This is a genomic window from uncultured Metabacillus sp. (assembly GCF_947503125.1).
Taxonomy (GTDB): domain Bacteria; phylum Bacillota; class Bacilli; order Bacillales; family Bacillaceae; genus Metabacillus.
Window position 1 is genome coordinate 1 of sequence record NZ_CANNCR010000111.1, and the last position, 6826, is coordinate 6826.

The 6826-nt window shown below is 27.1% G+C and carries 5 protein-coding genes; all 5 read right to left on the minus strand.

Translation table 11 applies throughout. The features are described 5' to 3' along the window. Nucleotides 1–189: 189 nt before the first annotated feature. Nucleotides 190–1635 carry a hypothetical protein gene (locus Q1B07_RS25930; RefSeq protein WP_299095451.1) on the minus strand — a complete coding sequence of 482 codons (1446 nt, stop codon included), beginning with the start codon at nucleotides 1633–1635 and terminating at the stop codon, nucleotides 190–192. Continuing rightward, the gene (locus Q1B07_RS25935) at nucleotides 1632–2333 is read right to left on the minus strand and encodes an ABC transporter ATP-binding protein (protein WP_299095448.1); all 702 of its coding nucleotides are present in this window, start codon (nucleotides 2331–2333) and stop codon (nucleotides 1632–1634) included. The genes Q1B07_RS25930 and Q1B07_RS25935 overlap by 4 nt, the downstream gene beginning before the upstream one ends. Nucleotides 2334–2386: 53 nt before the next feature. After that, nucleotides 2387–3460, minus strand: coding sequence for a lantibiotic dehydratase C-terminal domain-containing protein (locus Q1B07_RS25940; RefSeq protein WP_299095445.1), 1074 nt, complete (start codon nucleotides 3458–3460; stop codon nucleotides 2387–2389). Then, the gene (locus Q1B07_RS25945; RefSeq protein WP_299095442.1) at nucleotides 3457–4383 is read right to left on the minus strand and encodes a thiopeptide-type bacteriocin biosynthesis protein; all 927 of its coding nucleotides are present in this window, start codon (nucleotides 4381–4383) and stop codon (nucleotides 3457–3459) included. The genes Q1B07_RS25940 and Q1B07_RS25945 overlap by 4 nt, the downstream gene beginning before the upstream one ends. Nucleotides 4384–4386: 3 nt before the next feature. After that, nucleotides 4387–6826: lantibiotic dehydratase (locus Q1B07_RS25950; protein ID WP_299095439.1), on the minus strand; the 2440-nt coding region annotated here is incomplete at its 5' end.

Sequence of the window (6826 nt, forward strand, 5' to 3'; positions counted from 1 at the left end):
CCGGCCAATAATTCCGTCAGATTATGGACAAAGTATTTCATCAATTTCTTGTCATTATAGAGCGTCAGTAACAATAAATTCATGACAAAAAAGTACTTTACTTCATTTTGGTGGAAATTAAGAATGGTTCCTGATATTAACCAATTGTAGATACATCATTGTTATAACTACTATTCCTTTATGTCAATATTATTTTTTTTCAAATTGAAAAGGTGAAACTCCAATGTTTTTAAAGTTTAAAATTGACTTTAGTAAAAATATTATTATTACTAATATCGAAAGTAGTGGCAATAACTCCAAAAAAGTTTGCAAAATTAAGTATAGTAATATAATTAGTAAATGGTGAGCTTTTGAATATTTCTTAACCTTTAAAAAGTTTAATATACCTAAATGTAATAAAGCTTTAAAAATATAAGAACCTACTATCCATTCACTAACAATTACTATCGAAATTAACCATATTGATAATGAAGACTTCACCAAAAGAATAACAAAATGTGGTAAAAGCAATACTAAAATAAACCAAAATGTCACACGATAAAATCCGTTAACATGATTGTTTGCCGACATTGGAAGCACTTTGAATTGTAATGTATCTAATCTATTTTTAAATATTCCATATAGTAAATACATACCAATTAAAGTTGGAATAGCTAAATTTAAACCTGAAGAAATATTAGTACTTAGACTTAAAAAAAGTAAGATCGCGACACAATTCCCAATAATATTAAAAGGAATAGTTTTATTATGAATCAGATATCGCTTCCAATATACAGAAACGATTGCAGATAATTCATAAGGAATATTATCTACTTTATTCACTTTTGTTAATGCAGGAAGTCGAACTCTATTGGGGACGATATTAAAACCTACTCCGGTTATTAATTTAACTATCAATAAATTCCAAGTTTTATCATCTCCGATTGGAATTACCTGATTCCAGTTAACTTTACTTGTCAATTTCCTCTTAAATTGAATGATTGACATTAATAAAAGCACTATATTATAAATAAAAAATACTAAAACTGAAAAATCCCTTAGGAAGTTTATATATATAAACATGAATAAAAATATTAAAATTATAGTGTATGTAATTTTAGTGATTATGCCCTTTAGATTCCTTTGAAATAATTTCCATTGAGTTAGACCTGAAAACAAATCACTGATAGCAAATGAAATTATAAGCAAAAACATGGATTCAAAAGATAATACTCTTAAGAAGTAGAAAACAGTTATGATAGTTGAAAAGATGATTAACCTTTTTATTTGTTCTTGGAGAATAATTATTTTAATAATTTTTTCTAAATCGTAGGTAATTAAACTCAAATGAAAATCTGAGCTAGTTACTTTATAACGAGGGTCGAAATAACTTTTTGATAAATAAAACAGAAATAAAAATAAAGTAAAATAAATAATTACAGAATAATTATTTTGATTTAAAATATAAAAGTATTGAGTATAGTTTTGAATTGATTCCTTAAAAAGAATTAATCCTCCTACAAAAAATGGAACTAAATATAATATAGTTACTTTATCGAAAAGAATTGAAAAGGCTAATATATACTGTTTTTTAATTTTTGTTAGGCGTCGTTTGTAAATAAACAGATATGCATTTAATTCACCATATTTCTTCATGTAGAAATCCTTCTTTCTATTTGAAACAGATGATCTATTTTCCCTCTTCTTGCTATTTCTCCATTTCTAAGCATAATAAAAGAATGACAAAATTTTTTCACACGCTCTATTACATGTGATGTTAATAAAATTGTGGTTCCTTGTTTTGATTTTTTTTTAATTTCATTTTCTAAGAAATTAGCTGAGTTTTCATCTAAACCAATAAAAGGCTCATCTATAATTAATAAAGGAGTATCTGTGATTAGGTTACTTATAATATTAACTTTTTGTCGCATTCCCTTTGATAGATTATCAGGGAATTCATCTAGCTTCCCATTTAATTCAAACTCGTTTACATAATAATTAACTCTTTCATTAAATAACTTTTCGGGTACTCCATAACTTGTTCCATATAACTGAAAGTGTTGAAAAACTGTTAATTCAGTAAATAACATTGGTTCTTCAGGTATATAAGAATATTGTGATTTATACTTTAGGTAATCTAAATCAATATTAATATTGTTTAGATATATATTACCTTTATCCTTTTCCTGTATCCCCATTATTGTTTTCATTGTAACAGTTTTTCCTGCCCCATTGTGACCAACTAAAGCACAAATTTCTCCTTTATTTAATATGAAATTTAAATTATGTATTATCTTCTCATCGTTTATGCTAACTTCAACATCCTCTAGTTCTAATAAACTATTATTGTTCATTCACTGGCCTCCTATAAAGAGAAAAAAGGAGCATTAAAGGCCCCTTTCAATATTTAATTAATCTTAGTAAATCGGGTTTCATCATTTAATTGTTCCTTCCAACTTTTCTCCATCTTTTCTTCAAAAAATCTTGATATAGAATAGCATATAGAAAATTTCTCAACTGGTTTGATTCCTATTTGGGCAATTGTAAGGTAAAGAAAATTAAGAACAAGTCGTTTAACTTGGAAATTTGTGGTTTTCTTTATTTTATCATATATTGGTATGGAATTTAAATAGCCATGAAACTCACTTATTTGGCCCTCATAACCGGTATCCCAATTGTTTTCTTTAACAATTTTCATATAGGTTTCTGCTTCTGGCATTAATAGTTCTCCTTTTGCTATTAACGGTTCATTTTCTTTTATTAAATCTTGAAATACATTTCTCCATTTGTGAAAGAACTTTTCTTCCTCTAGTAACACATCTACTAATGTTTTTATACTTTCTTGATTAATTTTATATACCTTCTCAAATTGTTCTCTTAGTTTATCTTCTTTATCAAAGCGGTTTAAAAAAGCTTCTGCATGGGATCGAAAACTCAACTGATGGTGTTCAGGCTTTCCAATTGCGTGAATGGCTGCCATCATCATACTCAAAGTGTTTTTATATTTGTTAACAGCAGGCTCTCTAATCATGTTCATAACAAGTTCATTTGTATTAATATAGTATTTCCTTATTGATTGAACACCGTTTTCACCCCAAATATCTACTCTTAGAGTAGAATCTAACAGTTTAATAGTAGCGTCATCTTCAATAGGAAATAAATCTCCCACTTCCATTTCAAAGTTTTTTAACAACATATACTTTTCTTCAAGTTCTGATTGAGAAAGAGTATCGGCTGCGGAATATTTCCCTATATTTTCAGTTAGTTTATTTTTTAGCCAGAGTAAATTTTCGTTACTAAAATTCTTATCTATTTGAATATGCCATTGAATATGAGGACCCTTTCTCCAATGTCGCAAAATAAAATTATTAAGAGGCTTTTTAAATGATAACTCCTTTTGAAGTGGTATAATTTGTTCAACAATAAATTGATTATGCCTACTTGTATCATGCAAATATATATTCATTGATTTACTAATCATTTTTTCACTCCTCTTATATTTAAAGAATGACTTAATAAAAAGGTAAGTTCAGCTTCCGTTAAAGGAGATAGTCCTATCCGATTCAAAAACATATGAATCCATGACCAATAGAGTTGAATTTTAGCCATTGAGTAAACATCTAATTTTTCTAAAGAATTTATTCTAATTTCATTAAAGGAGAATTCATCTTGGCGTACACTTTTTATTATTTCATTAGTAAAAGATGTATATTGATTGATAATAAGGTTTGAATTTTCGGACCAATATTTTTTTACTGCAATACTTAAATTACTTTCTTGCAGTTTTAATTGGTATGTTTTTAAATATCTTTCTATATCTTCTGGCACATAGCTTTGTAGCGTTGCAATACAGTAAGATCTAAGAAAATCAATTTCCTGTTGTTCTGAAAGATTCATACTTCTAGTCATATAAGATAATAGATAAAGACCATGATTATACTTCCTTTGTAAGTCAGGAACAGTTGATTCCAAAAATTCAAAAACATATCGAGATGAAAACTCAAACTGTAATTCACTTAATTGCATCATCTTTTCCCCATTATATCTTTCTATTTCTTGAGTATATGGTATTTCTTGAATTGAATGATTAGGAAACCATAACAAATCTTCTTGATTAATGGTTAACATTTTATATTGTTTATAAAACTCATTTTTTTTAAATTCTCTTTCACTAGGAAATTTATCAAAAAAGTAATAAATACTATTTACTAATTTATCTTTTTGAAATTCTTCCATGTCTTTAATCCTTAAACGAATGTGAGGACCACCTTCCCAATAACGAATAAAGAAAAGAGAAGGAATTTTGTGATTATAAATTGTTTTTAATTGTTTATATATATAAATAAGGAGCTGATCCCATCGGCTCTGGTCATGGTAAAAAATATGAAAACTATCCCAACCCATGAACTACACCTCAGTCTCATAGGTTTCTAGCAATAATTCAACCATATGCCTTTGTCCATTAACATTTAACTGTACTTGATCCACATTTGGAAGTGCTTCTTCAATGATAAAACCTTTTTCCATAATATTTATTTGATTAAAGAATACTTGACATAAGTGAAAACTATCTGTATCAATATATTGAGGTTTTCTCATCCCATCCTGATAATGAGTTGTTTCGTTTTGATTTGATAATTGTAGAGATAAATTTGCTTTTAAATAAAACTGGTTAGGTATAGAATTTTTATGTAGCCATTGTCTTAACATCCTAAATTTTTTCAAATGGTCATTTTCTTGTGTATTTTCCTCAAAAAAGTAGTTTTTGTTAATCCACCATTGTCTCCTTTTTAAAGTTATTTTCCCTACCTTTATTCTTGGGAAATGAACAATTCCTTTGTTAGAAGAATTACTGATATTAAAATATGATTCATTTATAGATATATCAGGATTACATAATTGAGAAAAATATAACAAAAAACGAAAAAGTGGTGGTACAAGTTTAAGATTTAAAAACTGCAAATATAGTATGTCAATTTTTTTATTATAGGATTTCGAATATAATTCAATTCCATTATCTTCGTTACTAATTCTTACAAAAATATCATCTAATCCAATTTTATTATTTTTTTCACTCTTAACCCCAGGATAATCGATTTCATAATCAGTAATGTAGGGGTGTACATTTGCATTAAATCCAAAAACTCCGTTAAGTTCTGCAATTATATTATTTTCAATATTGGACTTTTTAATAAATTCTTTTGTATTTTTGGCAATATCTGGGCCAACATGTTGTAATAATCCTTGCATAAATCGACTCATAAATTTTCCATTTCCATCGGAAATCTTATTAATCACAAACTCTCCATCGTTCAAAGGTTGAATAAAATATGACCAAGATTTGGGCTGCATAGATTTTATTTCTTTTGGAATTTCCTTTGATAGACTGTATAAAAAGTCCTTATCTATTAATACTTCTTCTTTCCTCTGACTTATATAGGAGTTTATTTGACTGAAAAATTCTTTCCTAATCCTAAGCCAATCTTTATAAACAACACTATCTGAAATTTCCTCTATTATATAAGATAATATATCATCACCAGATTTCGTTATAATCCCTTGAATAGTTTGTTGAAAATGCAAAATGTTCACACTTTCATCTTTTCTGTATAGCTCTTTAAATTTTTGAATTATAAAAATTTTAAATGGAATCTGAGGATCAAATAGGACATACAACGGCTGTAGATATTGAATATCTTCTGAAAAAACATCTAAGGTACTCTTTGGAATATTTAATTCTTGCTTAATATAACAATCTTCATAAATCATAGGCTCTATTTTCTCTGTTGTTTGAACTATATCATCGAATAGTTTAGTTAGCTTTTCAAATTGGAGTTGTATATTTGTAAATATGGTTTCTAAATTATAATTTGTAGACTTAGAGATAAGAGATTGGAGTTCAGTGATACAAAGACATAATTGTTTGTAAACTTCATTAGACTCTAAATTCTGATGATTTATATCACTTAGTAATTTACGTATTTTTTCTAGGTAGTTAGTATCCTGTTCATTATATGGTGTTTCAAAATTAATAAGTTTAATATTAAGTAACATTTGGATAAATTGTTTAGTTTTCTCTTTATCATTATTTTCAGATAAATTCCCAACTAGTTTTTTGATAGAAATTCCTTTATTTAGCTTTAGATATTTATATAATGAATAAACTTGTTCATTATACGGAATCTTAACTCTTTGCTCTGTTTGTGATAAAAATTTTGAGGTTGCTCTTCTTCTATCAATTTTAATAAATTCTATCTTCTTAGGATTACCATCAATTACTCTTAAATATGGACTAGTTTCTAAAGGTAAATATATCGACAAAGGACTATTTGTTATCAATTCCCACAGATAAATAGAAACCATATTATTTATATTTATATCCGATTTCCAAGATAGTCCATCTAAATTCCATTCTGAAGTGTCTTGAGATATTTTTGCATGACCAATCAATGTAAGAGAACTGAAAGGACTAGTTTTTGCAATCATTCTTGTTAAATAAAGTAAAATAGATCTTTCTATTTTTCTTGTTTTTTTGTTTTGTTGAGTGACAGGCGTGTTTAAATATTTATTCCATTTCTCATGTAAACTTTGACTTGAAAGAAATGTAGTCCTTTTTAAACTATTAAAATTCGCCATTTCTTGTAAAATTACTCTTTTTTCTATAATTTCCTCTTCAAAAACTTGCTGGACTTTTTTTTCTAAAATTCTTACTTCCTCTTTTTGGTTTAACCACATATGAATCTTTTCAATAATATTTTCATGAGAAATATTGTCCGCTGCCATTTTCAATGGCAGTGTTTTTTGTTGTTTTAGGAAAATTTTATGTCGGTACTTTTGGAGGGATATA

Coding starts and splice junctions, on each gene's coding strand:
- Q1B07_RS25935 (WP_299095448.1), bottom strand. CDS start 2,333: ATGAACAATAATAGTTTATTAGAACTAGAGGATGTTGAAGTTAGCATA.
- Q1B07_RS25930 (WP_299095451.1), bottom strand. CDS start 1,635: ATGAAGAAATATGGTGAATTAAATGCATATCTGTTTATTTACAAACGA.
- Q1B07_RS25945 (WP_299095442.1), bottom strand. CDS start 4,383: ATGGGTTGGGATAGTTTTCATATTTTTTACCATGACCAGAGCCGATGG.
- Q1B07_RS25940 (WP_299095445.1), bottom strand. CDS start 3,460: ATGATTAGTAAATCAATGAATATATATTTGCATGATACAAGTAGGCAT.